Consider the following 26,992-nt stretch of genomic DNA (forward strand, 5'->3'; position numbering starts at 1 on the left):
TGGTTCTTTCGGCCAGGACGGTTTCCTCACGCACACATCTCGGAACCTGGGCTACTCATCCGTAAAGTGGGAGCAAAGGTCTGGCCCTCGGACCCGCACCCGGTGAGAAGAGGCGCGTCATGGATCCATGGCTGATCTGGCTGATCGTCGCGGCCGTCCTGGCCGTGGCGGAGATCTTCACCCTGACTGCCGCGCTGGGGATGCTGAGCGCGGCCGCGCTGGTCACCGCGCCGGTCGCCGCGGCCGGGCTGCCGCTCTGGCTCCAGCTCCTGGTGTACGCCCTGGTCGCCGGCGGCACGCTGCTGTTCGTACGACCCCTCGCGCTGCGCCACATGGTCCGGCCCCAGACCGTGCGCTTCGGCACGGACGCCCTGATCGGCAAGCCGGCCTACGTCCTGTCGGACGTGACCGGAACGGGCGGCCGGGTCCGTATCGACGGCGAGGAGTGGACGGCGCGCAGCTACGACGAAACCCTGGTCATCAGGACCGGAACAACCGCCGACGTCATAGAGATCAGCGGCGCCACCGCGCTCGTCTACCCCAGGGACTGAAGCCATGGACATCACCGCCTCTCTCATCGCCGCCCTGATCGTCGCGCTGTTCGCGATCTTCACCGTGGTGCGGGCGGTGCGCATCGTGCCGCAGGCACGCGCCCGCAACGTCGAGCGGCTCGGCCGCTACCACCGCACCCTCACCCCCGGGCTCAGCCTCGTCATCCCGTACATCGACCGGGTGCACCCGCTGATCGACCTGCGCGAGCAGGTGGTCTCGTTCAAACCGCAGCCGGTCATCACCGAGGACAACCTGGTCGTCGAGATCGACACCGTGCTGTACTTCCAGGTCACCGACCCGCGGGCGGCCTTCTACGAGATCGCCAGCTTCCTCCAGGCCGTGGAGCAGCTCACCGTCACCACCCTGCGCAACGTCGTGGGCTCCATGGACCTGGAGAAGACCCTCACCTCGCGGGACACCATCAACAGCCAGCTGCGCGGGGTGCTGGACGAGGCCACCGGCAAGTGGGGGCTGCGGGTCAACCGGGTCGAGATCAAGGCCATCGACCCCCCGCAGTCCATCAAGGAGGCCATGCAGAAGCAGATGCGCGCCGAGCGGGACAAGCGGGCCGCGATCCTGGGCGCCGAGGGGCAGCGCCAGTCGAAGATCCTCACCGCCGAGGGCGACAAGCAGGCGGCCGTGCTGCGCGCGGAGGGCAACCGGACCGCCGCGATCCTCGAGGCCGAGGGGCAGTCGCGGGCCATCGACGAGGTGTTCCAGGCCGTGCACCGCAACGACCCGGACCCCAAGCTCCTCGCCTACCAGTACCTCCAGACCCTCCCCCAGCTCGCGCAGGGCTCGGGCAACAACTTCTGGGTGATCCCCAGCGAGATCACCTCCGCCCTCCAGGGCGTGTCCAAGGCCTTCACCGAAGCGCTGCCGCCGTCACCGGCCACCCGGGAGAAGCCGGTGGCCGACGACAGCACCACCCGGGCCGCCGACGACACCGCCCAGGCGGCCCGTGCCGCCGCGGAGGCCCTCGCGGACGCCGCCGAGGCCGACAGCTCCGTCACGGGCGGCGGGCGCCGCGGGCTCACGGAGGGCGGCGACGACAGCCGTACCTGAGGGACGGCCGGCCCGGCTGTCAGCCGGCCCGTGCGGCGAACGCCCGGTACGCGCGGTCGTCGAAGAGGACGAATCCGACCTCTTCGACGGCCGTGATGTCGCCCTGGACGCGGGTGATCGCGGGGGTCATGTCTGCCGCAGCCTTCTCCAGACGGCCTTCGCCGCGTTGTGGCCCGACATGCCGTGCACTCCGGGGCCCGGCGGGGTGGCCGAGGAGCAGATGAAGACGGCCGGGTGCGGGGTCGCGTAGGGGAACAGGGAGAGTCTGGGACGCAGCAGCAGCTGGAGTCCGGAGGCGGCGCCGGAGGCGATGTCGCCGCCGACGTAGTTGGCGTTGCGGGCGGCGAGTTCGGGCGGTCCCGCGGTGGCCCGGGCCAGGACGCGGTCGCGGAAGCCGGGGGCGTAGCGTTCCAGTTGCCGTTCGACGGCGTCGGTGAGGTCGCCGGTCCAGCCGTTCGGCACATGGCCGTAGGCCCAGAAGACGTGCTTGCCGGCGGGGGCGCGGGTGGGGTCGGCGACGCCGGGCTGCACGGTGATGAGGAACGGGGCGTCGGGGGCGCGGCCCTCGCGGGAGGCGGCGTGCAGGGCGGCGGCGATCTCGGCGCTGTCCGCGCCGATCTGGACGGTGCCGGCCGTGCGGGCCTCGGGCGCGGTCCACGGCACGGGGCCGTCCAGGGCGTAGTCGAGCTTGAAGACGCCCGGTCCGTAGCGGTAGCGCGCGTAGTGGTCGCCGAAGCCGGCGATGCGGGCCAGGGCGGTGGGCGAGGTGTCGAAGACGTAGGCCCGGGCGGGCGGCAGGTCGTCGAGGCGCTTGACCTCGTAGTCGGTGTGGACGGTGCCGCCGAGGTCCTTCAGATACGCGGCGAGGGCGTCGGAGAGCGCCTGGGAGCCGCCGCGGGCCACGGGCCAGCCGCGGGCGTGCGCGGCGAGGGCGAAGACCAGGCCGACGGCGCCGGTGGCGAAGCCGCTCAGGGGGGCCATGACGTGGGCGACCAGTCCGGCGAACAGGGTGCGGGCCCGCTCGTCGCGGAAGCGGCGGGTGAGCCAGGTGGACGGGGGCAGCCCGACCAGGCCGAAGCGGGCGAGGGTGACCGGGTCGCGGGGCAGCGCGGTCAGCGGCAGGGACATGAAGTCGCGGGCGAGCGTGTCCCACGCGGGCAGGAAGGGTTCGACGAGGCGGCGGTAGGCGCCGGCGTCGCGCGGTCCGAAGGAGGCGGCCGTCTCGGCGACCGACCGGGACAGCACGGCCGCCGTGCCGTCCGGGAAGGGGTGGGCCATGGGCAGCGGCGCGTGCAGCCACTCCAGGCCGTAGCGCTCCAGCGGGAGGGCGCGGAACGCGGGTGAGTTGATCGCGAGGGGGTGTGCGGCGGAGCACGGGTCGTGGCGGAAGCCGGGGAGGGTGAGTTCCTCGGTGCGGGCGCCGCCGCCCACCGTGTCCTTCGCCTCGAACAGGGCCACCGAGAAGCCGCGCCGGGCCAGCTCCACGGCGGCGGTCAGCCCGTTCGGCCCCGCCCCCACCACGACCGCATCGAGCATCGACGGCACCTTCGGACTCCTCTGTCAGCGGGCGGCCACGGGAGGATCAGGATATGCCGGGGCTCCGGCGGCCTTCCGGGGCCCGCCGCCCCGTAAGACCGCCGCCCGCGTTCGGTGTTCCGCGTTCGGGTCAGGCCGCGTCCGCCAGCAGTTCCACCACCCGGTGCGCGGTGGCCGCGTCGCGGGCCGCCGTGAAGGGCAGGGTGTTGCCGCCCCGGATGTCGAAGGGCCTGCCCGCGCGGGTGAGGTGGGTGCCTCCGGCCTCCTCCACGAGGAGCAGACCGGCCGCGTGGTCCCAGGCGGCCTCCCAGCAGAACGCGGTCGCGTCGCAGGCGCCGCGGGCGACGGCCAGGTACTCCAGGCCCGCCGAGCCGCAGGAGCGCGGCGCGACGCCGTCCGTCCACAGGCCGAGCAGGGCGCGCTTCTGTTCGTCCGTCGTGAAGTCCGGGTGGGAGGTGGCCACCCGGAGATCGGCGCCGGCTTCCGGGGAGCCGGCGTGCAGGCGCTGCCCGTCGAGGTGGGCGCCCTGTCCCCGGACGGCCGTGGCGAGCTGGTCGGGGACGGGGGCGTAGGTCCAGGAGGCGTGGACGACCCCGTGCCGGGCGAGGGCTATCAGGGTGCAGAAGCCGGAGTCGCCGTGCACGAACTGGCGCGTCCCGTCGACGGGGTCGATGATCCAGACCGGCGCCTCGCCCCGTATCGCCTCGTAGGAGTCCGGATTGGCGTGCACCGCCTCCTCGCCGACGACGGCGGAGCCGGGCAGCAGGGCGGCGAGCGCCTCCGTGAGGTACAGCTCCGCGTTGCGGTCGGCGTCCGTCACCAGGTCGTGCGGGCCCGCCTTGCGGTCCACCTCGTGGTCGGCGAGGCGGCGCCAGCGGGGCATGATCTCCTGTGCGGCGGCCTTGCGGACGGCTTCCTCCACGTCGGAGGCGTGCGTGGCGAGAAACTCGTCGATGGTCTCGTCGTGGTACTCGGTCATGCCTCCATGAGAGCACGGGCCACTGACATTCCCGTCACTCCCGGTGCACCTCAGGTGGAATCGGAAGGAAAATGGGGCGCCGGCCCGTCGGCTTCTGGGCTCAGCGGCCCACCGCGTAGCCCTGCTGCCCGCGCGGATTCGCGGCCGCGGAGAGGACGCCGGTGGCCGGGTCCCGTGCGACGGCGCAGAGCCGGCCCTCCGACCAGGCGCCGCCGACCGTCACCTCGTGGCCGCGCCGGCGCAGCGCCTCCACCACGGCCGGGTCGGTGCGGGACTCGACGGTGACGCTGCCCGGGCGCATGCCGCGCGGGTAGAAGGAGCCGGGGAAGCTGTCGTTGTGCCAGTTCGGGGCGTCGATGGCGCCCTGGAGGTCGAGTCCGCCGCGTACCTTCGCGCGCAGGGCGACCGCGAGGAAGAAGTGCAGCTGCCACTGGTCCTGCTGGTCCCCGCCGGGGGTGCCGAACGCCATGACCGGCACGCCGTCGCGGAGCGCGAGGGACGGGGTGAGGGTGGTCCGGGGGCGGCGGCCGGGGGTGAGCGTGTTGGGCAGTCCCTCCTCCAGCCAGGTCATCTGGAGCCGGGTGCCGAGCGGGAAGCCCAGTTCGGGCACGACGGGGTTGGACTGGAGCCAGCCGCCGCTGGGGGTGGCCGAGACCATGTTGCCCCAGCGGTCGACGACGTCCAGGTGACAGGTGTCGCCACGGGTGGCGCCGTCGGCGCGGACCTCGGGTTCGCCGGGCACGGGGGAGGTGGGGCTCTTGGCGACGGTGGGCTCGCCGACGCCCATGGGGGTGAAGCCGGGTTCCTCGGTGGCCACGACGCGCGCGTGGGCGCTCAGCCGCGGGGCGCGTCCGCCGGGGCTGCCGGGCCGCAGGTCGTGGGAGGCGCGGGGGCCGACCGCGGTCCGCCGCTCGGCGTTGTACTCGGCCGACAGCAGGTCGTCGAGCGGCACCTCGGCCGCGTCCCCGTACCAGGCCTCACGGTCGGCCATGGCGAGCTTGCAGCCCTCGATCAGCAGGTGCATGTAGTCCGCGGAGCCGTAGCGGGGCAGTTCCGGCGGGAGCAGGGCGAGCTGCTGGAGCAGGACGGGCCCCTGGCTCCAGGGGCCCGCCTTGCACACGGTCCAGCCGTCGAAGTCGTACGTCACCGGGTTCTCGTAGGTGGCGGACCAGCCGGCGAGGTCGGCGGCGGTCAGGGTGCCGGTGTGGCGCTCGCCGCTGGTGTCCGTGGTGGGGCGCGCGGACTGGCGGACCAGGGCCTCGGCTATGAATCCGCCCCGCCACACCGCCCGCGCCGCCTCGATCTGCGCCTCGCGGTCACCGGCCCCGGCGGTTCCGGCGAGCAGCCGCTTCCAGGTGGCGGCCAGGGCGGGGTTGCGCAGTGGTGTGCCGGGGCGGGGGGCGCGACCGCCGGGCAGGTACACCTCGGCGGAGGAGGTCCACTCCGTCTCGAACAGCTCGCGTACGGTCTCGACGGTCTCGCCGACGCGTTCCACGGGCGGGTGCCCGTGCTCGGCGTACCCGATGGCGTACTTCAGGACGTCGGCGAGCGTTCTGGTGCCGTGGTCGCGCAGCAGGAGCATCCAGGCGTCGAAGGCGCCGGGCACGGCCGCGGCGAGCGGTCCGGTGCCGGGGACCAGGTCCAGGCCGAGGCCCTGGTAGTGGGCGACGGTCGCCCCGGCCGGTGCGACGCCCTGACCGCACAGCACCCGCACCTCACCGCCGGCGGGCGCGAGCAGGATCGGCACCTCGCCGGCCGGGCCGTTGAGGTGCGGTTCGACGACGTGCAGGACGAAGGCCCCGGCCACGGCGGCGTCGTAGGCGTTGCCGCCGTCCTCCAGCACGGCCATCGCCGACTGCGAGGCGAGCCAGTGGGTGGAGGACACCATGCCGAACGTGCCCTGGAGGGTGGGGCGGGTGGTGAACTGCATCTCTCACCTCGGTGTGCGCGCGTGCCGGCGACCTCTGGCCCCGATCGGCAGCAGGCTATCGACCGGGGGCGCGACCGACGGTCCCGGGTGCGGGGAGCACGTCCCGGCGGTATCCCTGTGCGCGTCGCGCCACGCGAGTAGGGTGGCACGTCATTCCGACTCCCCTTCCCCTGCCGGAGGCGATGGGCGCTCATGGGTCTGACGGTGCAGGACCGCACGTTCCTCGACGCCCTCGACGACGAGGCTCGGAAGGATCTGTTCCGTATCGGCGCGGAGCGCGCGTTCCGGCCGGACGAGCATCTGCTGCTGGAGCAGGACGACAGCAGCCATGTGCTGGTACTGCTCGACGGGTGGGCCGTCGTGTCGACGGCCACCGACCGCTCGTCGGCCCGGCTGATCCTCGCCCTGCGGCGGCGGGGCGAACTCCTCGGTGAGATGGCCGCGTTGGGCGGCGTCACCCGGAGCGCCACGGTCACCGCCCTGGGGCCGGTACGGGCCCTGGTGGTCTCCGGCGTCCGGTTCCGCGCGTTCGCCGGGCGCGACCCCCGGGTCGGGGCGCTGCTCATGGCCCAGCTCGTGGCCCGCCTCCGCACGGCCGACGAGGAGCGCCGGGCGCTCGCCTCGCTGACGGTGCTGCAGCGCGTCGCCGCCCGGCTGCTGGAGCTGGGCGAACTGCAGAGCTTCCCGGCCCCGGAGCACGGGCAGGCCGGCCAGGACGCCCGGAACGGCGGGAACGCACCGGCGCGAGCGGCCCGGGGGCAGGTACCGGGCGCGCGTACGGAAGCCCCGGGCGGGGGCGTGCGGGGGCGGACGGCACCGGCTCCGGGGTCAGCGCACCCGGCCGGGGAGGAGTTCCCCGTGCTCGCGCAGCTGGCCCAGCACGACCTCGCGGATGCCGTGGGCGCCACCCGTGAGGCGGTGGCCAAGTCGCTGCGGCTGCTGCGCGGCGCCGGAGTCGTACGCACCCGGCCCCGGCGCATCGAACTGGTCGACCGCGACGCGCTGCGCCTGCTCGCGACCGGCGGAAACATCGACTTCCCGACCCGCTGACCAAGGCCCGCCACTCCACTGCCCGGCCCTCGCCCAGCTCACCGGCACGACCCCGCCGCCGCCATGGCACCACCCACGAGCCAGTCGCCGAACCACTGCACCGCGCCCCACTTACGGACCCCCGGCGACACTCCGGTCCCCGGCCCCCTGACCGCAACCCGCCACTCGCGCTCACGCCCCGTCAGACTGCGCGCCCTCACCCGCAACCCGCCGGGCGAAACTCCCCCAGCCCTCGCCCAGCCCACCCGGCACGACCCCACCGCCACCACGGCACCACGGCACCACGGCACCACCCACGAGCCAGTCGCCGAACCACTGCACCGCGCCCCCACTCGCGGGCCCCCGGCCCGCATACCGAAGTCCGCCGGTCCGACGCCCGGTCCCGCCGGTGGGCTCGGAGTGTGCCGCCGTGGTGTCTCCCCGGTTGCCCACTCCCCCGCTGCAAGCCGCGGCCCGCGCGCGGTAGCGCCTCTGCCTTGCCCGGCTCGGGCCGGTCTGTCAAGAGCCCCGAGGGGTTGTGTCGGTGTGCGCGGCGGAGTGCGGCGCCTCTTGCGCGTCGTGCGTTTTCGGTGCGCGATCCATGTGCTGCGACCGGATGTGTAAACGACCACATCCAGGAGCAGTGCGAGCCGCCATGCTGACGTGCAGTCATCGCACGACAGGGGAGGGGCGGATGGCCGACGGAGCCGTCTACAAGACCTTGATGAGCGTGGACGCCCGGGGGTCCGGGAGCTACCTCGACGGCGCGAAGCGGCGGATGCGCGCACAGCTCTACGACCTCGCGCACGCGTCCTTCGCCGCGTCCGGGGTGGCACGGAGCATGCTCCACCTGGAGGACCGGGGGGACGGTTTCATCGCCGCCGTGGACGCGCGGATCCCGCCCATGCAGATCATCGGCACCTGGCTGGCCGAGATGCACCAGCGGCAGCGCCTGCGCAACGAGGACCTGGCACGCCGGCTGGGCCTGCGCGTCGGGCTGCACGTGGGGCCGGTGGAGCACGACGACGAGGGTCTGTCGGGCCAGGCCATGGACCTGGTCTGCCGCCTCGCGGACTCCTCCGTGGCCCGTTCGCTGCTGGAGCACTCGGGACGCGATCTGGTCTGCGTCGTCTCCGACTCGCTCCACCACGAAGTGGTCCGGCACGGCGGGCGCTTCGTCGAGCCCTCCTCCTACCGTCCGGCACGGATCACGCTCAAGGAGGGCAAGGTCACCGCGTGGTTCCACGTGCCGGGCGAACCGAGACCCACGCTGCCGGGCGACGAGGGTTTCGGCATGCTTCCCGCGGACGTGCCCACGGGGGAACACGGGGGCGGCACATCCGCGGGAGCCGAGGCGGAAGGCCGCCGGCCGCGAACGGGCACGGGGGACACCGCCCCGACCGCGGCCGGCCGGCCTTCCGCCGACGGAAACGGCCGGGCCGGCGGGGACCGGGACCGGCCGGCCGGCGGGGACGGCGGCGCCCACTGGGACATCCAGGTGCAGGGCGGCACGAGTGTCGTGCAGGACCGTGCCGTCTTCCACGGACCCGTCACCTTCGGCGGCGACCGGCCCGCGGCCGGCGACAGCGGTCCGGCGGAGGGGCGGCACCGTTGAACGGCGACGACGGGTACGGGGGCGGCGCTCTCCTCGCGCCCGGGGACCGGGACGCCGGAGACGCGGAACGGGGCGCGTCCCACCGCGGCGCCCGGGAGGACGGCAGGGCGGGCCGGGAGCCCGGCGGGGAACCGGACCGCCCTGCCGCAGGGCACGGCCCCGGCGCGGGAAGCGACGCCGACGGCGAGGGCCCGCACGCGCCCGACGACCGGGAGGACGACGACCGGGAGGACGGCGGTCGGGACGGCGGTGAGTGGCGGGAGCAGGAGGACCGCTTCCGTGAGGCGATCCGCGATCCGCTGTCCGACTCGGGCGTGCCCGGGGAGGCGCGCGCCGCGGCCCTCGCCCAGCGCGCCGCGCAGGCGCGCTTCGACGTCCGCGGGAACAACAGCGTCTTCGACCGGAGCCGCTTCGCCCACGCCCACTTCGGCGACGTCTACCTCGGGGCACGGGACGGGTCGGTCCCGGTCTTCGGGGACGTACCGGAGGACGAGCTGCTACGGCTGCGCCGGATCTACCGGCCCCCGGACGGGTATCCCGCGCTCCGGGACGTCCTGCGGGGCCGCCGCGTGCTGGTGCTGGGCGGCCCGCCCGGGACCGGACGGCTGACGACGGGGCTCTGCCTGCTCGACGAGCTCACGGGCGCCGGGTCCGCCGCCGACGGTCCGGTGCGGGGGCGGGTCACGCGGCTCGCCCCGTCGGACCTCGGGCTGCTGTCGGACGACCCGGACGCGGTGGTCACCGGCGTCCCGGAGGGCGGCGGCCTGCTGGCCCAGCTCCCCGAGGCCGCCGGCGGCTGGACCGCGCCGCAGGAGCCGCACCTCGACGCCCTCGCCGCGCGCCTGGCCGCGAAGGGCGCGTACGCGGTGCTCGTCGTCTCCCCCTCCTCCCCCGCCGGACACCTGCTGCCGGGGCGCTACGGCCGGGCCTGCCCGCCGGCCCCCGCCGGGGAGCTGCTGACGTGGCAGCTGATGCAGCACCTGTCCGAGGAGGACACGCCCGACGCTCTCGCCCGGGGCCGGCAGATCCTCGCGCATCCCCTCTTCGTGGCCGCGCTGGGCATCCGGCCGGAGGCACTGCGCCCGTCCGAGACCGGGTCGCTCGCGCTGTGGGTGGCGCGCCATGTGCGCGGCGAGCTGCCGCGCGAGGACCTCCTGGACGCCTGCGCCACCATCGCGCGGCGGCAGGCGCACGAGTGGTTCACCGGGACGGCGGACCCGCTGCCGCCGGCCGGTGGCCGCGACCGTGCGGCGGCGGACGGCCAGGGGGACGACGACGGGGCCCGGGTGCGGGAGGCCGCCTTCCGGATCGCGCTGGCGGTCCTGGACGGCGAGGCGTTCAGCGCGGTCGCGGACGCCGCCGAGCTGCTCGCCCAGCAGATCCTCACCACGCGCGCCCCCGGCCGCACGCACGGGCGTCCCGTGTTCACCGAGAACGTGGAGGGCCTGCTCGCCGCCTGCCGGGCCGAACTGCGCGACGACGGGGAGGAGCTGGTGGGCGGTGTGCCGGTGCCGGTGCGCACCGCCGCGTACCGGGGTGAGGCGCTGGCCGCGTCGGTGCTCGCCGAGGTGTGGCACCGCCACCACGCGGCCCGCGGTCCGGTGGTGCGCTGGCTGCGCGAGCTGGCCGGCGACACCCGCCCCCAGGTGTGGGTGCGCGCCGCCGTGGTGGCCGGCGAACTGGCCACCGCCGATCTGGGCTACGGCCTCACCTCCCTGATCCGGCCCCTGGCCGTCGCGCGCGACACCCGGCGCCGCTTCTTCGCGGCGACCGCGCTGGGCCAGGCCGCCGGGCGGGAGCCGTACCGCCGCGCGGTGCGGGCCGTGGTCACGGACTGGGCGTACGCCCCGGTGGCGTCCCTGCGGTGGACGGCGGCGCTGGCGGTCGGCTCCGGCCGTGTCATGGACGACACGCGGGCCGCCCTGGAGCTGCTGTACGACGTCGGCAGCCGCGACCAGGGCGCCCAGGCGCTGGTCGCCTCCTACGGCGCGGCCCGGCTGGTCGCGGGCAGCCGGGCCGGTGAGGCGGCCACCCTGTTGCGGGAGTGGTCGGACGACGCGTCCGGCGAGCGGCTGAACCTGGCGATGCTGTGTGCCGTACGGCTGTTCTGCGCCCGTACCGACGACATGTGGCAGCCGGAGGAGACGCACGAACCGCGGTCTCCGGCCGCCGGAGCGCCGCCGGCCGGTTCCGTGCCCGGGGCACGGTCCGGCGGCCCCGGCGGTGTCCCGGTCGCCGGTCGCGTGCCCGGGATGCCACGCGGTACCGACGCGCGGGCCGCCGCCGACCGCGTCCGGTCCGCGTCCCGTCCCCCGGTGCCGCGCGCACCGGTCGGGCCGACCGACGCGGAACTGGCCCGCCGCGCGCACTGGCCGCTCGTCCTGGCGGTCGCGGTGGCGGTGGAGGAGGCGGCCGAGCCGCTCGCCGATCTGCTGTGGCGGGCCCTGGACAGCCACCTGTCCGCCGAGGTGGCGACCGAGGGCCTGGCCCTGTGGCTGCGGGCCGCCGAGGCGGACGCCGCGCTCCCCGGCCACGACCGGCGGACCTACGTCTTCGAGCCGGAGGCGGCGGCCTCGGACGGGGAGCACGGCACCGCGCCCGCGGCGGACGACGGGGCCGGGACGCCGCCGGGCGAGATCCTCCGGGCGCTGCTCTGGCTGCTGCCGCGGATGATCCGCAGCCGGCGCGACGCCGCGCGGCTGCGGTGGCTGCTGGGCCACCTGGCCGAGGCGCCCGACGAACCGATGACCGGCGCCTTCGCGCGCCATGTGCTGTCCGCGACGGCGGCGACGACGAGCGGCCCGAGGGGCCGGGGGGAGGACCAGAGGTGACCGTGGGCCCGGAGGAAGAACTGACCATCCCGGAGAACATCGCCGGGCCGTTCCTGCGCGAACGGATCCTGCGGGAAAGGGGGTTCCGGCACGCGGGCGTGCAGGTCGCCTCGGTGCTCTTCTACCAGGACGGGGGGCACAGCGTGATCACCTCCCAGGGGGCCGACCACACGCACCGGCCCAGCAGGTGGGCCCGCCCGACGAGCGTGTGCGAGATCGCCCGCGGCCGTCATGTGACGACGTTCGACGTCGAGTTGCCCGCCCTGGGCGCCGCCACCTTCTTCGAGACGAGGGTGAAACTGCGCTGGGAGGTGACCGACTACCGGCTGGTCGCGGAGAAGCGCCTGTTCAGCGTGGAGGAGGACCTCGGTCCCGAGATCGTCGACCGGCTCCAGGACGTCTCCGGGCGGTACGCCGTGCAGCACGCGCAGGAGGCCAACCGGGCCGTGCGGTCCGAGATCACGGCGGGCAAGTGGGCCGACATCGGCCGCGAAGTGGGCCTGCGCACGCGGATGTTCGTCGAGGTCGGCACCGACCGCGCGCACATCGACTTCGTCGCCGGGGCGCGGCTGGACGACGCGGAGGCCCAGCGGGTCGCCATCCGCTACAAGGGGTTCGCCGCGATCGCCCAGGGCACCGACGCCGAGAAGTACGCCTATCTCATGGCCTCCGGGGACGGCAAGGAGGTCGCGGAGCTGGTCAGGATGATGATCGACAGCCAGGCGGAGGAGCAGCGGGAGAACAGGGACTTCCTGGTCCGGATGGCACGCGAGGGCCGCGTCAACACCCCGGAGCTGGACGCGTACATCCGCCGGATGGCACTGCCCGACCAGCCCTACGGCCACCCGGTCCGCGGGGACTTCGGCGCCCCGCCCGCCCTGCCGCCGGCTCCGGCCGGCCCGGGGCGCGGGGCGGGGGCGGGCCCGGTGCCCGCGCTGGAACCGGCCTGGCCCGGCCGTCCGGCGGACGCGGACCGGCGGCCCGGCGGGGAGCGGTGGGCGGACGACGCCCGCCCGGTCCCGGAACCGCGGCCGGCGCACAACCGCGCGGCCCCGGAACCGGCGCCGCGGGCCGACGAGGACGACTGGTGGGGCGAGCCGGAGGAGCCGTCCGGACACCGCACTCCCCCGGAGCCGGCCGCCGTCCCGGCCGCGTCCGGCACGCCGTCCCGTACCCGTCCGGCGGAGGACGAGGAGGACGACTTCTGGTCGGACGGGCCCGCGGACGGTTCGTGGAGCACGGACGCGCACCGGCCCGGACCGGGACACACCGGCGGCGGCCGGTGACCGGCACGGCCGGTGCGCCGGCCCCGTCCGCCGTCACCGGCACGGAGACGCGGTACGTGGCCGAGCGGCTGCTCGCCACCGTCCGGGAGGACACGGGACGCGCCGACGTCAAGGCATCGGTGCTGCTCTCCCTGGCCCTGGGAGCGCCGGCCCTGGTGATCGGCTCCGGCCGGCGGCTGCCGGGCGACGGCCCCTCCCTGAGCCTGGTGCTGGTGGGGCTGGGCGCCCTGATGTGGCTGATGGGCACCGTGTCACTCGTTCGGGCGATGCTGCCGCGGAGCGGAACTGAGCGGGTGGGACCGGGCATCACCTTCTTCGCCGATGTCGTCGCGGTGCACGGGACGTCGGGGGCGCAGGGGGTGGCCGACGCGGTCACCGCGGCGTGCCGGGACATCACGGCCTGGCTGCTCACCCAGGCCGTGGACACCAGCCTCATCCTCGCCGAGAAGTACCGGTGCATCCGCTGGGGGGTCGGGTGGCTGGTCCCGGGGGCGCTGTCGGCAACGGGCGGGCTGCTGCTCGCCTGACCCGTCCGCGCCCGGACGAGGGACGGTCCGGGCGCGGCCGTCGTCGAGCGCGGCCCCCGGTCCGGCCGGGGGTCCAGGGGCCACGACACGCCTCTCGCGCCCGACATACAGGCAAATGAAGTGACACAGAAGGGGAGCACGTGGACACACACATCACCGCACCGGTCCGCGGGGGACCGGTCACCGCACGGCCGGCGAGAGGGCGCGCCGCGGCACGCGGCGCCCGGTACGCCGCGGCTCTCCTGGCCGTCCTCCTGCTCGCCGAGCCGGGCCTGCCCGGATCCGGTCCCCCGGCCCCGTCGCTCGCCGCGTCCGACGCCCCGGAGCCGGTGGAACTGGCCATCGCGGTCGACCAGTCCGGCAGTCTGCGGCCGTCCGACGTCGAGCGGGAGCGGGACGCCGCGGGCCGTATCGCGGTCGGTGAGATATCGGCGGCCTCGCGGATCACCGTCCTCGGTTTCGCGAGCGCCGACAACGACGAGCAGAGCCCCGTGGACGAGGTGTGTCCGACCACGGAACTCGATCCCGTGGCCCGGGAGAAGACCGGCGAGTGCATCGGGCGGCTGGCGCGGCGTGCGAAGGGCACGGGCACCGGGACCGACTTCCCCGCCGTCATCAGGCAGGCCGTCACCCGGCTCGGCGAGCACGGCGACGACCGGCCCCGCGTGCTGTTCCTGCTCACCGACGGCAAACTCGACGTGGACGACAGCCCGGCCTACGGCCGCGACCTGGAGAGCCGCCGGACCAACGGCGCACGCGAGCTGGACAAGGCCCTGGCGGAGGCCGCCCGCGCCAAGGTGCAGATCTGGCCGCTCGGCTTCGGCGAGGGCATCGACGAGAGCGCCCTGGACGCCATGGCGGCCGGTGGCTACCAGGGCGGCTGCACCGATCTCCCCGCGGCCCGCCCCCGCGCCACGGTCGTGCCCGACTCGACGACCCTGGGCAACGCCCTGCAGCGTGCCTTCGCCGGCGCCCGCTGCCTGGTCACCGACCCTCCGGTGGAGGACAGGCCGCCCGCCGACATCTCCGTACGGCTCTCCCCGCTGGCCACCCTCGCCACCATCGTCGTCTCCAAGGGCGACCCCCAGGTGCGGGCCACCTACTACGACCCCCGCGGCGAGAAGGTCGAACCCGGCACCCGCGCCGACGGCTCCCGCTTCGAACTCGCCGGGGCGGGCGGCGAGGTGGAGTCCCTGCGGATCACCGATCCGCGACCGGGCGACTGGCAGGTCCGCCTGGACGCCCCGGAGGGGCACCGGGACAAGCTCGCCAGCGTCTCGGTCCAGTGGCGCGGCACGGTCCGCTCCTCGATCGTGATGACCCCCGCCTCGCCCCGGCCCGGTGAGAAGGTCCGGATCGAGCTGGGGCTGCAGACCCGGGACGACGAGGGCGTCAGCGACCCGGACGACCTGCGCAGGCTCAAGGTCTCCGGCGAGCTGACCGGCGACGGGTTCCCGCCCCAGGACCTCGAGCTCGGCGACCGGGGCGAGAACGGCGACAGCAAGGCGGGCGACGGCCGGTTCACGGGCACCGTCCTGATCCCGGACGGGGCCGACGGCGCCCTGAAGGCCGTCGGTGTGCTCGGCGCGGTCGGGCTCACCGCCGACCACCGGCCCTTCCTCACCCGTACCGCCCCCGTGAACCCCGACGTCCGCGCCGAGATCCGCGTCGACGACGCCGAGGTGCACCCCGGGGAGGGCGTTCCCTTCGTCCTGCTGGCGTCCAACGACTCCGGCGAGCCCCGCACCCTGCGCCTGTACCCGCGGGACACCGAGCCCGGGGCGGTCAGGATCTCCCCGGCGGAGATCACCCTGGCGCCCGGCGAGTCGGTGAACCGCCGCGGGCGGCTCACCGTCGACGCGGGCCAGCGGCCGCACCGGCTCACCGCACGGGTGGAGGTCCTGGACCGGGACGAGCGCGGCCGGCCGCTCGACGCGAAACTGGTCGACCTCGACATCACCCCGGTGCCCCCGTGGTACGAGCGGTTCTGGGCGGACTGGTGGTGGGCGCTGGTCTCCGCCCTGGTCGCCGTGGCCGGCCTCACCGGGTACGCGGTGTGGCGCCGGCGGCAGCAGGCGACCGACGTCGACCCGGGCGGGCTCCGGATCGGCCTCACCGTGCCCGGCGGCTCCGGTGAGCGGACGGCGAGCGAGATCGTCGTCCCCCGCGGCCGCGGCCCCTGGTACCGGTTCGACGTCCTGGACGAGTACGGCACGGACCCCAGGCTGCACCCGTCCCCCGGCGGCGAGTACGCCCTCCAGCGCGATCCGCGGACCGGCGTACGGCTGCGCACCCCGGACGGCGGGGAGCGGACGCTGCCCCTCGGCCAGGACATCGCGCTGCGGGGCGAGGCGCGGCTGCGCGTGGAGCGTGCCACGGGGACCGGGGCGCCGCACCGCTCGGGGTCCGCCGTCCCGCGGTGGCTGTCCGGCCTGTTCCCGCGGCGCGGGACCGGGCCGGGAGCCGCTGCGGGCGGGCAGCAGCCCCTGCCCCCCGACCCGCCCGCGAGGTCCTCGTACGACGACGACCTCAGCGACGCCCTCTGATCCCGGGCGGCCGGGCCGGTGCTCCTCGCCGGCCCGCCCCCGGGACCCGCCCACCCCACAGCCCACGGCAGGTCCGCCACCAGGACCTGGGATCCACCGAACGCCGGTGTGCGCAGGCACCCGGCAGGGGGGAAACGAAGCGATGAAGATCTTCCAGCCGATGCTGTTCGTCGGCCTCGGCGGCACCGGCGGCCTGATCGGCGCCGAACTGGAGCGCCGGCTGCGCGCCGAACTCTGCGGACCCGACGGCACCGCCCTCACCGGCAGCGGCGGCGGGCGTCTGCCCTACGAGCTGCCCGGCTGCCTGCAGTTCGTCTACGCCGACTACAGCGAGGGCGAGCTGGCCCGGCTGCCGCACCTGAGCGCCGACGCCGCGCTGCGCCAGGCGTACAGCCGCACCTCGCGGGCCACCCACGACCTGCTGCCCGCCGACTTCGACAGCTCTCCGGAAGTGACGCGGATGCTGCGGGCCCTGCTGCGCGAGGAGGTCGCCGACTGGCTGCCCCCGCACACCGGCGAGCCCAAGATCAACCCCTTGCGCAACGGCGCGGGCCAGCTGCCCACGGTGGGCCGTGCCGCGCTGTTCGCCACCCTGGCCGACGGCCCCGCCCCGGTGCTGCGGCCGCTGCACCGCGCCATCGACGCGATCGCCGGCTCCGGCGGGGAGCTGCAGGAGGTGGGGGGCGACTCGATCAACGGCTGCGACGTCTTCGTGGCGTTCTCGGTCGCCGGCGGCACCGGAGCGGGCATCTTCCTCGACTACCTGCATCTGATCGGGCAGGCGTTCAAGGACAAGAAGTTCCGGGGCGCGCGGATCTACCCCCTGGTGGTCATGCCGTCGGCCTTCCCGGAGGCGAAGGGCGGGGGCCGGGAGGCGGAGCTGAACGCCGCCCGCGCGGTGGTGGACCTCTCCCGGCTGGTGGACGAGCAGAACGCGCCCGACGCCGAGACGGAACTGGGCGACGTCGAACTCCAGGAGTCCCTGACCATCCGCTACCCGCAGGTCCACCCGGTGTCCCTGCGGCCCGGCACCGTCCCCACGGCCTTCCTGTTCAGCCCCACGGCGGGCGTCCGCCCGGACGACCTGCGGCGCTCCATCGTCTCCCTCGTCATGTCCCTGGTGGGCACCGACCTGGACCTCGGGGAGGCCGGGGGCGGCGGACGCGACGACGACTACCAGACCTTCGCCAGCAACTTCGTCAACGGCGACATCAGCCGCCGTACCCGCTCCGCCACCGGCATCGGCCGCCAGGGCATCTCCACCAGCCTGGTGGCGTCGATGACGGCGCCGCTGGACGAACTGGCGGAGCTGGTCGCCGCGAAGATGCTGACCCAGGCGGTGGAGCGGCTGACCGACACCTCGGCGCCGGCGTCGCACGAGACGGCCCCGCTGGTGCGGGAGATGTTCACCGCCGCCGGGCTGGGCGAACTGTGGCGGCGCGACCCGCTGGAGGTGACCGAGCCCGATCCGCTGCCGCGGGGCAGCGGCGACATCGAGACCGCCCTGCGCGACCGCGTCGAGCAGATGCGGCGGCTGCTGGCGGACCTCGAACGGCGGGTGGCCCACCGCATGCCCACGCTGGTGGAGGGTTTCTCGCCGCGCAGCGCGGCCGAGCAACTGCTGCACAAGACCGACCTGTTCACCCTCGGCCGGGTGGTGACGGGGGTGCCCGGCGACGCCGACCCGGTGGCCCGGCTCGGTTTCCTCGGCATGCTCGACAACCGCCGGCAGGATCCCGCGCGGCCCGCCGGGGTGGACGTGCAGCCCCCGCCGGTGCCGCGGATCAAGGGCCGCGTGGTGGGGCCCCGGCCGCGCTGGGCCGACGACGAGGTGGCGGCCGTCGTCAGCGCGCAGGACCGGTGGTACAAGTGGCGGGCCCGCACCGTCTGGCACCGCGCGTGGAGCGAGCAGGAGCCCCGCTGGCGGCAGGCCGCGAGCCTGTTGCAGCGGGACGTCCAGGTCGTCGCCGAGTCGTTCCGCAAGCACGTGGACGACCAGCCGCGCGCCCACGCCGCGCAGGTCAAGGAGCTGTACGACGACCGGACCGGTGTGTCGTACCTGCTCCCGCCGCAGGGCAACCTGGGGCGCTTCTACCAGACGCTGATGGAGCGCCTGGTGGAGAGCGACCAGCTCGGGCCCAACGGCGACGAGGCGGCCCTGATGCTCAAACTGGTCGACGCGGATCTGCGGCGGTCCGCCTTCGCCTCCGGCCGGCACTCCTCCGACGCCGTGGTGGCCGAGGTCAAGGCGGCTCTCAAGCACCGCGTGCAGCGGCTCTTCGCCGAACGTCCCGACGGACACCGGGCGCGTGCCCTGCTGCCGCGGATGAGCACCCTCCTGGCCGCGGCGGCGGGCGACCGCGAGGCCGCCGACCAGGTCAGCACCAAGGCGCTGGAGCAGTTCCGCTACAAGCTCGCCGGGCTGCTGCCGGCCGCGTTCACACCGGAGGGCAACGGCCGGCTGAAGGTGCTGATCACCTACCCGGGGACGCGCCGGGTGGCCGTCGACACGTATCTGGAGAAGCAGTTGCGGCTGCCCGCCGACAGCCGCCGCACCATCGAGTTCCGGGCCGTGGACACCGACTCGATCACCGTGGTGCTGTTCCGCAGCGAGATGAGCCTCACCGAGGTGCCGGAGGCGCGCAAGGTGCTGCGCCAGTGGGCCAAGGCGCAGGAGGGCCGCCGTGACGAGGACGTGCTGCGCTGGCGTCAGCGGCTCGGCTACCGCGACGACTGGCTGGCCAGCACCCCCGACGACCGTACGCACATCCTGAACCGGCTGCTGTGCGCCCTGTGGAACGGGCAGATCGACTACCAGGGCGACGCCGCGTCGCCGCTGCGGCTGCGGATCCGGCTGCACGACGACCGGAGCCCGGACGCGCCCGGCATCCAGCTGCGGCTCGACGAGTACCAGGACGGCGTCTCCAGCTGGGCGGGGCTGCTGCGGGCGTACGAGCGCTGGGCGCTGCTGGCGGAGGAGAACATCGTGCAGAGCTACTGCCAGGTGGTGATGAACACCCTGCCGCACGGCCTGGGGACCTCCGGCAGTGAGCCTTCGGAGCTGTACCTCAAGCTCGTCCACGAGGTGGCGCCCCGTCAGCTGGCGCTGCTGGACGAGCGCGAGCGCCGCTACGGCGACCGGGTGGCCGACTGGGCCCGCCGGCTGCGGGAGTTCTGGGCCGAGACCCTGCCCGGGGCGCTCGACCTGCCCTTCCCGGAGAGCGAGCAGGCCGCCCACCCCACCCTGCGGGAGCTGGAGGAGTGGGTGCGCGAGGGCCGTGCCATGGAGGGGGCCGCGCCGTACGACGACCGGGGGTACGGGGCCCGGGGCGAGTGGGAGCACGACCGGTCCCGTGAGCAGGAGGAGTGGGGGCGCAGGGAGCCCGGGTCACGGCGGCCGCAGGTGCCCGAACAGGGAGGCGGGGCGTGGAGCCCGGCGACCGGATCCGCACCCCGGGCGGGCTCCTTCGGCGCCCCCGCGCAGCCCGCGCCGGGCACCGGCCGCACCGCGTACTCCGGCCCCGGCGCCCGGCACACCGCGGACGGCCCGTCCGCCGCCCGGCCGCACGACGACCCGGGTACCGGGCGCCGGTCCGCTCCGCCGGAGGGCGCACCGCCGCACGCGTGGCCGGACCCGGTGGGGACGGGGCCCGGCCGCACGGGCGACCCGGCCGGGCACCGGGTCCGCGCCGAGGCCGCCGGCTTCGGCGGCGTCGCGGACCCCTCGCACCCGGACCCGGGCGGGGTGGCACCGGCGGCCCCGCCCGCCGGCCGGCCCGCCCCCGCCGGGCGCCCGGCGCCCGGACCGGTCGCGGCACGCGCGCCCGAGTACCCGGCCTATCCGCGCGAGACGGAGCCCGACCCCGGGTGGCCGGGCACCGGGCCCGCGACGCCGTGGGGCATCGCGGACACCGACGGCGAGGTCGACTGGCCCGACGAGGACGCCCCCAGCGGTGACGGGGGACGAGAGAACTGGGAGAACCACGCGTGAGCCTGACAGGGGTACCCGTGGTCGTGCTCGACTTCCGGGACGACGGGGACGTACCCGCCGACGGCGCGGGGCTGCGCCGCAGGATCGGTGAGCGCCTGCCCGACAGTGGCCGCGCCGACGCCGGTGACCTGCGCTTCCTGGTGATCGACGAGCCGGACGGGCTGACGGCGCACGCGGAGGCGTACGAGCTGGTGACCGCCACTCCCACCCTCGGCTCGGTGCGCCTGCTCTGTCTGGTGGTGGGCGACCTGTCGCAGCCGCAGCGGACCGCCGGTCCGGCGGACGCTCCCGTGGACGGCGCCGGCCGCCGGCTGCGGCTGGCGTCGGCCCTCCAGTCCTCCGGCACCGGGGTGCTGTGGGCGGCGGACCCGCTCGCGGGGCACGACCCCCGGACGGCCGACCCGGCCGCGGAGACGGAGGCGGCGCTCGCCTCACTGACCGATCTGCTGCGCGTGCCCGAGATCTTCGACGAGGTGCTGTCGGAGCTGCGCGACGCGCCGGTCCCGGCCGCCGCGCTCTCGCTGCGGGTCCTGGAGCACGATCTGTCGGCCGCCGTGCGGGACAGCGCGTGGAGTGCCGCGCTGGCCCGCTTCGCGGGCGGCGAGGCACCGGTGGCCGCCCCTCCCGCCGCGCAGGACCTGCCCGCGGGCATCGCCGCGCTGCTCGGTCCCGCTCCCGAACAGTCCGTGGCGTCCCTGCTGCGGTCCGGCGGCCCGACGGACGCCGCCCGCGCGGCCGGTGTCCGGGCGCTGGCGGAGCTCGACGAGGCGCGCACACGGCTCGACGCGCCCGCGGCCCTGCTGACGGGACGCCGGACGGCGGGCCGGGTGCCGCGGGCCGTCGAGCGGGCGGTGGACGCCCTGCGCCGCTACCGGGAGGGGGTGGCCGGGGTGCTGCGCGACAGCGGCTCGCCCGGGGTCCCGCCGGGTGACGCGCTCGCCCGCCTCGCCGACGCGGGCGTGGAACTCCCGGCACCGGACCACCGGTCCGCCGGCGGTACGGACGAGGGGCTCCAGCGCTGCACGGCGGAGCTGCTCGGCGCCGGGCTGCCGCTGCGTGCGGTGGCGGCCCGGCTGTCCGCGCTGGCGGAGCGGGTGGCGCCGGTGCCCGCCGCCGCCGGGCTGCGCGACCTCGAACGCGTCTGTCCGGACGCGTCGCTGCGGCGGGTGTCGACCGGGGCGCCCCTGTACTTCGCGCGTGCCCGTGCGGGCGATCTGGGCCTGACCGCCGCCGCGGCCTTCCTGTCCGCGCTGTGGCCCTGGCCCGGCACCCTGCTGGTGCTGGCGACGGCGGCCGTGTTCTTCCTCGGCGGCGCGCTGGCGACGGCCGCCCACCCGGGCCGAACGGCCGGTGGCCGGACCCACCGGGCGGACACCGCGCGGGCGGCCGCTCTGTTACTCGGTACGGCGGCGGCGGTGGGCCTCGGCCGGCTGGTCACCGTACCGCGCGAGGCGGCGCTCGCCGGGGTGCTGCTCGGCGTCGCGGGCTCCGCCCTGTGCGTCGCCGCCTGGTGGCGCCGCGGGATGGCCGCCTGGTGGGACGCAACCGGTACGGCGGAGCTCTCCGCCCACCTGGCGGGCGTCGACGCCGTCCTGGCGGACGCGCTGCGCCGGCAGTGGTGGGCCGCGGAGGAACGCACCCGCTGCGCCGACGGCGCCAGGACCCTGGCGGCCGTGCTGCGGGGTGCGGCGCTCGAGGCGGAGGGCGGCCGGACCGCCGCGGACGTGCCGCGGGGCCACGACGGCGGACCGGCCGCGCGGGAGGACTGGGCGGACCCCGACTGGGACACGTCGTGGACGGAGGCGTCCTGGGACGACGGTACGGAGGACGGCGACCGGTGGGGCGCCGCCGCCCGGACGGACCGGCCCTGGGCGGCGGCCGGCCCGCCCGACGCGTCACCGGCCGGCCGGCCGGCGGCGGGGGGAGGTCCCGGACCGTCCGCGCGGCCCCGGAGCGCGCCGACGGCGGACCCGCCGTGGCTCGACCGGGGCGCGGGTGACGGCGGGCCGGACCTGGTGCCCACGCTCGTCGCCGACCTGGCCGACGCCACCGTGGACGCGCTGCGCCGCTACGCCGGCACGGCCGACGGCACGCCGGGCCCGGGCGGCGCGCCCACCACGCTGGAGACGGCGGTGGGCCGGGCCATCGCCGCCGCGCGGCTGCACCTGCGGGACAACGGGGTGGTGCCCGCCCCGTCGTTCGCCCGGCGGGACCGGTTGCGCGGTGACCCGACGACGCTGCTGGGCATCGGGGCGCAGCGGGTGCGCGAGGTGCTCGGCACCGGGACCGAGCAGGGCCGGCCCCTGCTGCTGTGCCCCCCGGCCCAGCTCTCGCTGCTCAGCCGGGATCCGGCCGAGGCCCGGTCCATCGCGTTCGCCCCGCAGGCCGTGCGCACGGTGGTCGACGTCCGGCCGGGCGGTTACGCCCACGGGGCCGTGCCGGGCCCCATGGTGTGGACGGCCTCCGGCCGCTTCGCGGGCACGTTGCGGCTCATCCCGCTGCGTGCGGGAGTGGTGGAGAGCGTCCGCGTGCGCACCTGGGCCGACGACACGACGTACCCGGGCGGGGACCGGGGGAGCGCCCCGGACCAGGGGCAGGAACGGGCACAGCGGTGACCCGCGCCCGCACGAGCAAGGAGCGCGCCTCGGGCGCCCGGACGACGAACGCAGTGGGGATCTCATGGTGAACGACCACCGGCCCGTACCGCACGAGCAGGACCGGGTCCCGGTGCCCGCGGTGCACCTGCCGCAACCGCCCTCGCCCGGCGAACGCGGGGGCGACGGGGATCGCGGCGAACGCGGGGAACGGGAAGCGCGCGGCGAGCACGCGGGGCACGAGGAGCGGGCGCGGCGCCGGGAGTCCGCGCCGCCGGGACCCGCCGAGGAGTTCGGGTTCGTCTCCCCGCAGGGCACCACGCACCGGGTCCGCGCCCATTTCGGTCCGGACCGCCCGCGGCTGGTCCGGCCGCCCGCCGTGGCCCGGCCGGTCCGTTTCGAGGACGGCTGGCAGGGCTTCCAGGTGCGGCTGCCGGAGGAGGCCGCCGCCGACCGGACCGCGTACGCCCTGCTGGAGGCGGAGATCACCGCCGCGTCGGCGCTGCACCGCGCCTACGCGGGGACGCGTTTCGGCGGTCTCTTCCCCACCCCGGTCGGCCACGACATGAACACCCTCGCGCCGTTCGTCCTCTACGCCGTCCCACGGGGCCGTCCGCTGTCCGGGCCGACCGAGCGGGTGTCCCTCGCCGACCAGCGGGTCATCGAGCGGGACCTGGTGCTGGTGGTGCGGCTGATGGAGCAGATCGGTCTGGTACACCGCGGGATCGTCCCCGGGGCCGTGCGCTGGGACGCGCACGGCGTACAGGTGTGGGACCTGGGGTCGGTGGTCCGGGCGGGCCGGCCCCGCGTCCCGTACGGCATCCCGCCGTTCGCCTCGCCGGAGCAGCGGGCGGGCCTCGGGGCGGCCGACGCCCGGGACGCGCTGTGGAGCGTGGCCCAGGTGATGCACCAGCTGGTGACCGGCCGCCCCGGGAACCCCGACGGCCCTCCGGCCGACCTCCCCTCGCACCGGTCGATCGCCGACACCCTGGGCGCGCTCTTCGCCCGGCACGCGCAGGACCGGCCGACACCGGACGCCCTGCTGCGCGCCCTGGCGCCCGAGATCGCGGCGGAGGTGGCCGGGGCCCTGCTCCCGGACCCGCTGGAACAGTTCCGCCGCGAGTTCGACGACACCAGGCGGCGCAAGCACGCCACCCTCGCTCCGGCCGCCCCCGTCCCCGGGCCCTACGTGCCCGACGGCGGACGCCCCGGGGCGGGCGACGGCTACGACCCCGGGCCGCAGGCGCCCGCCCGTCCCGACGCCCCGCCCGCGCAGTTCACCGGCTACGAGTATCCGACCCGGCCCGACCGCAGCAGGCTGCGCACCTGGATCAGCGGAGGACGCACCTCCGGCACCACGGGTCCCTACCGGGACCGACCCGAAGGAGACAGCCGCCGATGACCGCACCCGTGCCGGGCGTCACCGCCCAGGAGATCCTCTGCCCGTACTGCCTGGAGGTCGTCGCCTACGACGAGCGGCAGCTGTTCGTGCGCGACGACAAGCAGCAGTACGAACAGCTGCTGCTGGACGGGCAGACCAGCCCGCTGCGCCTCGCGGACACCCTCCGCTCCGCTTACCAGCGCTGCAGCAACGCCGACGACGTGCAGGCCCACTACATCCCCGTTCCGTACCTCACCCACGGGAGCCCGCTGACCGTCGCCATGGTCGGGGACTCCGCGACGGGCAAGACGCATCTGCTGACCCAGATGATCGCCGAGATCACCGACGGCGGGCTGGACCGCTACGGGGTGACCTGGCAGTCCGTCAATCCGCAGGACCACAAGACGTTCATGGACGAGCGGGTCGACGTGCTGCGTTCCGGGATGATGCTCGAGCACACCCCGTCCCGGTCCTTCGCCGCGTTCGTCGACGCCCTGCTGCTGACCGGTCCGGACGGGACCACCCGGCCCGTGGCGTTCTTCGACCTCAGTGGTGAGGACCTGCGCCGCACCGACGGGGTACTGCGCTTCATGGTGGGCGTCGACGCGCTGATCTTCGTGGTCGACCCGCTGCGGGCCCTGCCCATGGCCCATCTGGACCCCCTGCGCGGCGAGCTGGGGTTCAGCCGGGGCGGCGACCCGGCGTTCCAGACGGTGCTGGACCGGCTGCCGCGCACCGGCAGCCCCTATCTGGGCGTGGCCGCGGCCGTCGTGATCAACAAGAGCGATCTGCTGCGGTTCGAGCATCCCGTGGACCGCTGGCTCGGCGAGCCGCCGCCCGAGCGGGTCTCCGCCGCCCGGTTCCAGGCGGAGAGCCGGGACGCCTACGCGTATCTGCGGGCCCACTCCGGCCCTGCCTGGGTCAGGCCCTTCGACAGCGTCCTGCGCTGCACCCTGCACTTCGCCTCGGCCACCGGCAGCCACGACCACCTGGGCACCTTCCCGCACGGCACCCGGCCGCTGCGGGTCCTGGAACCGCTGGTGTCGGTGCTCTCCATGTGCGGTCTGCTCGGCGGCGAGGCCGGGGACGGGCCGGCCGCGGTGGGGATGTGACGGACACCGTGGAATCCCATCCCCGCCCCGAGGAACACGCGGCGCCGCACGGCACCGCCGCCCGGCCGTCCGGTCCGCAGGAGACCGGCCGGGCGGCCGTTCTCGACCAGGTGGTCTTCCGCTGGGCCGGCAACCGGGGGTCGCGCGGCGCCGGCATCGCGGCGGTCGCCTTCTCCTGCCCGGAGCGCGAGGCACGCGAACTCGCCGAGGAACTGGGCCCGGTGCTGCGGGTGGTGCGCGGGAGCGAGCAGCGGCCCAGCATCGTCCGGCGCCACCACCGCGACCGGGCGGTGCTGTTGCGCCGTACCCCCGGCTTCGACGACCGGGGCCGCGACAACACCGTCTGCCACGCCCTGCTGGGGCCGCCCCAGCTGCTGAGCCCGCTGCTCTGCCTGAGTCTGGGGACGGCGCCCTGGGCGGAGGACGGCTGGGCCGACCGGATCTCCGGCGGTATCGACCCGCTGCCCTGGCAGCGGACGCGGGCGCTGGCCACCCGGATGAGGGACAGGGTGGAGGACGGCGTACGACTGGTCGAGCAGCCGCTGCGCTGCCTGGTGGCGCAGTTCCTGCGCACGCCGGGAGGGCGGGTGTCGGCGCCCGCCGGTGAGCTCGACCGGGCCTTCGCGGAGGCACGCGCGGGCGCGCCGACGGAGGCGGAGCCGCCGGATCCGGCGTTCCTGGCGCTGTGGGGCCTGTACCGGGTGTTCGGGGCCTGGCTGGGGAGCGCGGACAGCTGGACGTTCGCCACCTTCGACACGGTGGACGACCATCCGCACCGGGTCGTGTTCGTCCCCTCCTGGCGTGGTTCGGCGGAGCAGGACAACCGGCTGCGGCGGATCGATCTGCTGGACCCCGGCACGGACGAGGCGGCCCGCCTCGCGACGGTTCTGGTGGACCACTACCTGAGCTGGTCTCCGGGCTCGGACGCCTACCGCCGCCCGCTGGACCGGGTGCCGGAGGCGGCGAACGCCCCCGACCACCAGCGGATCGACCTCATCACGAGCCGCCTCTTCCCGTCAGCGGCCGGCCGCACGACGTCCTCGGCGCCCGCGCCGCCGCCGGGACCCGGGCCCTCCGATGCCGTGGCGGCGGGGCCGGAGGGGGGCGCCGGTGCCGGGGCGGCGGTGGATGGCGGGCCGGCCGTGGTCCGCGACGGGCGTACGCCGTTAACGGACACTGGGCCGTCGTACACGGGTGGGCGGAGCGACGGCGTACGGGCCGGCGGCGCTCCCACGGCCGAGGCGTACCCCGCGACGCCGGCACCCGACGGGCCCGACCCGGCGGGCGGTTGGGAGACGGGCGCGGGCGAGGACCCGGAGGCGTCCGGTACCGGTCCCGCGGTGGAGCAGGTGGTCGGACAGCACGACCAGATGCCCATGCACCCGTCCACGCGTCCGCCCACGGGCCCGCCGCCGGATCGCAACGGGACATGGCCGCCCCAAGGGACCCCGGCCGGAGCGGACGGGAACGGGGAGTCCTCCTGGCCGACCGGTCACCCGCCCACGCACGGCGGAGTAGGGCATGCAGGTGGACCACATGTCGGCACGCCACACGTGGCTGGGCAACACGGCGGCACACCACACGGGGACGGGCCTCGTGCCGGCACGTCACACGGCGGTGGGCACCATGGCACCGCCCCACATATCGGCGAGCAACGCGGCGGCACGCCACACACAGGCGGGCACCATGGCACCGCCCCACACGTCGGCGGGCAACACGGCGGCACACCACACGCGGACGGCCCTCACGACGGCACGTCACACGACGGTGGGCAACACGGCACCGCCCCACATATCGGCGAGCAACGCGGCGGCACACCACACACAGGTGGGCAACACGGCACCGCCCCACACGTCGGCGGGCAACACGGGGGCACACCACACACAGGTGGGCACCATGACGGCGCCCCACACCTCGGCGGGCAACACGGCACCGCCCCACACGTCGGCGGGCAACACGGGGGCACACCACACACAGGTGGGCACCATGACGGCGCCCCACACCTCGGCGGGCAACGT

At 75.7% G+C, this 26,992-nt stretch carries 15 protein-coding genes and 1 pseudogene; 13 read left to right on the forward strand and 3 right to left on the reverse strand.

Going from position 1 to position 26,992, the window contains the following annotated elements:
* Positions 1–119 precede the first annotated feature (119 nt).
* Complete coding sequence (locus ACZ434_RS09000; protein ID WP_468453389.1) at positions 120–551, forward strand: NfeD family protein; 432 nt, start codon at positions 120–122, stop codon at positions 549–551.
* Between the two features lie 4 nt (positions 552–555).
* Positions 556–1,617 carry an SPFH domain-containing protein gene (locus ACZ434_RS09005; protein WP_468453391.1) on the forward strand — a complete coding sequence of 354 codons (1,062 nt, stop codon included), beginning with the start codon at positions 556–558 and terminating at the stop codon, positions 1,615–1,617.
* A 126-nt stretch (positions 1,618–1,743) separates the two neighbouring features.
* Here ACZ434_RS09005 and ACZ434_RS09010 read toward each other — a convergent pair whose 3' ends face one another.
* The 3 genes from ACZ434_RS09010 to ACZ434_RS09020 all read right to left on the reverse strand — a co-directional run bounded on the left by ACZ434_RS09010 (position 1,744) and on the right by ACZ434_RS09020 (position 6,062).
* Entirely contained in the window at positions 1,744–3,153 is a 1,410-nt protein-coding gene (locus ACZ434_RS09010) for a phytoene desaturase family protein (RefSeq protein WP_468453394.1), read from the reverse strand.
* Between the two features lie 130 nt (positions 3,154–3,283).
* Complete coding sequence (locus ACZ434_RS09015; protein WP_468453396.1) at positions 3,284–4,132, reverse strand: inositol monophosphatase family protein; 849 nt, start codon at positions 4,130–4,132, stop codon at positions 3,284–3,286.
* Positions 4,133–4,232: 100 nt separating this feature from the next.
* Positions 4,233–6,062, reverse strand: coding sequence for a gamma-glutamyltransferase family protein (locus ACZ434_RS09020; protein WP_468453398.1), 1,830 nt, complete (start codon positions 6,060–6,062; stop codon positions 4,233–4,235).
* Between the two features lie 192 nt (positions 6,063–6,254).
* Between ACZ434_RS09020 and ACZ434_RS09025 the strand changes: the two genes are divergently transcribed.
* From ACZ434_RS09025 to ACZ434_RS09075, 11 genes and pseudogenes are all read left to right on the forward strand, one after another.
* On the forward strand, positions 6,255–7,112 hold the full coding sequence (locus ACZ434_RS09025; protein WP_468453400.1) for a Crp/Fnr family transcriptional regulator: 858 nt from the start codon (positions 6,255–6,257) through the stop codon (positions 7,110–7,112).
* Between the two features lie 673 nt (positions 7,113–7,785).
* Complete coding sequence (locus ACZ434_RS09030) at positions 7,786–8,706, forward strand: hypothetical protein (RefSeq protein ID WP_468453402.1); 921 nt, start codon at positions 7,786–7,788, stop codon at positions 8,704–8,706.
* Positions 8,703–11,537: a hypothetical protein gene (locus ACZ434_RS09035; protein ID WP_468453404.1), complete on the forward strand. Its 2,835-nt coding sequence runs from the start codon at positions 8,703–8,705 to the stop codon at positions 11,535–11,537. Before ACZ434_RS09030 ends, ACZ434_RS09035 begins: the two co-directional genes overlap by 4 nt.
* Entirely contained in the window at positions 11,534–12,823 is a 1,290-nt protein-coding gene (locus tag ACZ434_RS09040; protein WP_468453406.1) for a hypothetical protein, read from the forward strand. Before ACZ434_RS09035 ends, ACZ434_RS09040 begins: the two co-directional genes overlap by 4 nt.
* Positions 12,820–13,350, forward strand: a complete 531-nt coding sequence (locus tag ACZ434_RS09045; RefSeq protein WP_468453408.1) for a Pycsar system effector family protein — start codon at positions 12,820–12,822, stop codon at positions 13,348–13,350. The genes ACZ434_RS09040 and ACZ434_RS09045 overlap by 4 nt, the downstream gene beginning before the upstream one ends.
* Before the next feature lie 140 nt (positions 13,351–13,490).
* Entirely contained in the window at positions 13,491–15,896 is a 2,406-nt protein-coding gene (locus ACZ434_RS09050) for a VWA domain-containing protein (protein WP_468453410.1), read from the forward strand.
* Between the two features lie 142 nt (positions 15,897–16,038).
* Positions 16,039–19,887 carry a tubulin-like doman-containing protein gene (locus tag ACZ434_RS09055; RefSeq protein ID WP_468453412.1) on the forward strand — a complete coding sequence of 1,283 codons (3,849 nt, stop codon included), beginning with the start codon at positions 16,039–16,041 and terminating at the stop codon, positions 19,885–19,887.
* Positions 19,884–22,502 (forward strand): hypothetical protein, encoded by a 2,619-nt coding sequence (locus tag ACZ434_RS09060; RefSeq protein ID WP_468453414.1) that lies wholly within the window; start codon positions 19,884–19,886, stop codon positions 22,500–22,502. Before ACZ434_RS09055 ends, ACZ434_RS09060 begins: the two co-directional genes overlap by 4 nt.
* A 64-nt stretch (positions 22,503–22,566) precedes the next feature.
* Positions 22,567–23,883: a protein kinase family protein gene (locus ACZ434_RS09065; protein ID WP_468453416.1), complete on the forward strand. Its 1,317-nt coding sequence runs from the start codon at positions 22,567–22,569 to the stop codon at positions 23,881–23,883.
* Positions 23,880–24,974, forward strand: coding sequence for a hypothetical protein (locus tag ACZ434_RS09070; RefSeq protein WP_468453418.1), 1,095 nt, complete (start codon positions 23,880–23,882; stop codon positions 24,972–24,974). Before ACZ434_RS09065 ends, ACZ434_RS09070 begins: the two co-directional genes overlap by 4 nt.
* Positions 24,971–26,992 (forward strand): annotated as a pseudogene (locus tag ACZ434_RS09075) (hypothetical protein); the annotation flags it as partial. The gene ACZ434_RS09070 and the pseudogene ACZ434_RS09075, both read left to right, overlap by 4 nt.

This window comes from Streptomyces sp. NPDC030893 (assembly GCF_055571535.1).

Bases quoted from the DNA above. Each gene is read 5' to 3' on its own strand.
- ACZ434_RS09010 (WP_468453394.1), bottom strand. From the start codon at position 3,153: ATGCTCGATGCGGTCGTGGTGGGGGCGGGGCCGAACGGGCTGACCGCC.
- ACZ434_RS09025 (WP_468453400.1), top strand. From the start codon at position 6,255: ATGGGTCTGACGGTGCAGGACCGCACGTTCCTCGACGCCCTCGACGAC.
- ACZ434_RS09070 (WP_468453418.1), top strand. From the start codon at position 23,880: ATGACCGCACCCGTGCCGGGCGTCACCGCCCAGGAGATCCTCTGCCCG.
- ACZ434_RS09055 (WP_468453412.1), top strand. From the start codon at position 16,039: ATGAAGATCTTCCAGCCGATGCTGTTCGTCGGCCTCGGCGGCACCGGC.
- ACZ434_RS09065 (WP_468453416.1), top strand. From the start codon at position 22,567: ATGGTGAACGACCACCGGCCCGTACCGCACGAGCAGGACCGGGTCCCG.
- ACZ434_RS09030 (WP_468453402.1), top strand. From the start codon at position 7,786: ATGGCCGACGGAGCCGTCTACAAGACCTTGATGAGCGTGGACGCCCGG.
- ACZ434_RS09015 (WP_468453396.1), bottom strand. From the start codon at position 4,132: ATGACCGAGTACCACGACGAGACCATCGACGAGTTTCTCGCCACGCAC.
- ACZ434_RS09020 (WP_468453398.1), bottom strand. From the start codon at position 6,062: ATGCAGTTCACCACCCGCCCCACCCTCCAGGGCACGTTCGGCATGGTG.
- ACZ434_RS09000 (WP_468453389.1), top strand. From the start codon at position 120: ATGGATCCATGGCTGATCTGGCTGATCGTCGCGGCCGTCCTGGCCGTG.
- ACZ434_RS09005 (WP_468453391.1), top strand. From the start codon at position 556: ATGGACATCACCGCCTCTCTCATCGCCGCCCTGATCGTCGCGCTGTTC.